At 56.2% G+C, this 2,147-nt stretch carries 2 protein-coding genes; both read right to left on the minus strand.

The window, feature by feature from the left end; genetic code table 11:
* Positions 1 to 38: 38 nt before the first annotated feature.
* Complete coding sequence (locus tag FJ147_28315) at positions 39 to 953, minus strand: methyltransferase domain-containing protein (GenBank protein ID MBM4259788.1); 915 nt, start codon at positions 951 to 953, stop codon at positions 39 to 41.
* A gap of 124 nt (positions 954 to 1,077) precedes the next feature.
* Entirely contained in the window at positions 1,078 to 1,680 is a 603-nt protein-coding gene (locus FJ147_28320) for a hypothetical protein (protein MBM4259789.1), read from the minus strand.
* Positions 1,681 to 2,147: the final 467 nt, after the last annotated feature.

A 2,147-nucleotide genomic window follows, 5' to 3' on the forward strand; every position in this document is an offset into this window, starting at 1 on the left:
TGCGAAAAACGAGCACAAACTTGACCCAACGTGATCACTCAGAGTAAAGTTACACTCTCCAGCGTTCGCGGTCGGGGAACCTGATCACGTTCCCCAGAATCGCTGATCACTTCCACCAGAATACGCAGCATGAGAAAGATCCCGTCAGGTTTCAAGGCAGAGGCGATGCGTTTGAGCACGTCGCGAGGTTTAGCTTGGTCGTGAATCGCGTCAAAAGCGGTGATCAGCCCATAGCGCTCATGATCTTCCATCGTCGCCATGTCCTTGACCGCGAACCGCACGTTGGTGAGTCCCCAGGCGTGCGCTTCGGTCTTGCCCGCAGCGATCCCTTCTTTGGAGAAGTCATAACCAGTGAAGCGACTCTGCGGAAAGGCTTTGGCCATCATGTTGAGAGCGTGACCACGGCCGCAGCCGACATCGAGCACTTCGATCCCGCTTCGCAGTGCTTCTATGATGCCAGGTGCTAAGGGCAGAATAGCATCAACCAGCGCGGCAGCGACGGTCTGACTACTCTCTTCCGCCATGACGTGTTGGAAGCGAGGAAAGGCCGCGTATGGTACGCCACCCCCATGCCGGAAGCATTCGACGATGGCGTCTTCGACGGCACCCAACAACGGAATGTACTGCATGAACATCGCCATGTTGTTCGGTGTCGCAGCGCGTGTGAGCGAGGCGGCATGTTCGGGTGGCAACTTATAGCTGTCGCTGGCCGCGTCGTACGTCACGATGCGACCGGTGACCATCGCGCCGAGCCATTCGCGGACATAGCGTTCTTGTAGCCCGGCGGCGCGAGCAATCTGTCCACTGGTACTGGCCGGTAACTCCGCCATGGTGTCGAACAGCCCGGTACGATGACCGATGCTGAGCATCAGGGCTATTGCGCCATGATTCAGTACGGTCAGCATGTGGTGGGAAAATTCCTCGACTGTGGCCGGATTGAGTGTGGTGTTCATGATGGTGTCCTCTTTGTTAATGGATAGTAGGCAGGTCAGTTCGACCTGCCCTCTCCCTGGCAGGGAGAGGGCTAGGGTGAGGGTCGAAAGCTAGGTATAAGAGTCAATGCTATCGCGCATGGCTTTATGGTCTGATCTCAAACCGCAAGTTCACGCCGTCGCTACTGTTGAACCCGATCATGGTCTGCACGGTTTCTCCCCGCATATTCTTGTAGGGTCCAGTGCCACCAGTGATCGCCCGTTTAATCGCTACGTCGATATCGACCAGTTCGACACCGTCGGTGGTAAAACTGGCTTCGCCGGGACGTTGGTCAAAGTCATAGAACTGATGAGTGATGACCCACGGACCGGTCTTGGTGGCCGCGCCTTCGCCCACGTGCCAGCCACGGCAGGTCCAACGACCAATCACTCGGTCGGGATATTTCGGCTTGGCGGAGATGACTTTGTTGTTGGCATCCCGCTCGGTGATGACGCCATCGTCTCCACTCTGCAGCGTCTCAGCGGCGTAGATGACGCCTTCGGTGACAAATTCGTTGCCGGAGCCGGGTTTACCATCAGCATCCAGCGGTGTTTCATCAAAGACAAAGCGGGGGCTGAGTTCCGAGACCTCAAACTTCAAGACCCGGTGCTTTTTTCCTTTGTTCTCGCCGTTGTTGTCGGCCAAAGCGACGGCTGTCCATGCACTACACAGTAACGCGATTGCCATTGAGAGAATTGTTCGTTTCATTGGTTGTTCCTTTCGTGTGTGCGAGTGATTTCTGCACTCATCGCAGTTTGGGGTTCGTTGCAGGTTCCCTGTTTCCTCGATTCCTCCGTTTTTTGTCACGCTTGTGTCTCCCCATTTTTGTCGTTGCCGTGCCCTCCTCCTTTCGTCTGTGCCTTGTGTGTGGCATCTGCGAATAAGGCGTGACTTTGAGGGGCACAATTCGTGCCCTTTGAGGGCACACGCACAGAACGGTGAAAAAAGCCTAAGAAAGTGTTTTTTAATTCGTATTTTCCGTCGTCACCATCCGCAGCGTGCGCCGGATACTGGCCAAGTACACCATAGCGTCACTGGAAACGGTGGTATGTTCGAAGTCCCGACACAAGCGCCGCTAGCGCCCCAGCCAACCGAAGGACCGCTCCACCACCCAGCGGCGGGGCAACACGGTAAAGCCTTTGGCGTCTGCCGAACGGCGCACCACCTCCAAGCGC

Source organism: Deltaproteobacteria bacterium, assembly GCA_016874775.1.
In the GTDB taxonomy this organism is placed as follows: domain Bacteria; phylum Desulfobacterota; class Binatia; order Bin18; family Bin18; genus VGTJ01.

Bases quoted from the DNA above. Each gene is read 5' to 3' on its own strand.
- FJ147_28315 (MBM4259788.1), bottom strand. From the start codon at position 953: ATGAACACCACACTCAATCCGGCCACAGTCGAGGAATTTTCCCACCAC.
- FJ147_28320 (MBM4259789.1), bottom strand. From the start codon at position 1,680: ATGAAACGAACAATTCTCTCAATGGCAATCGCGTTACTGTGTAGTGCA.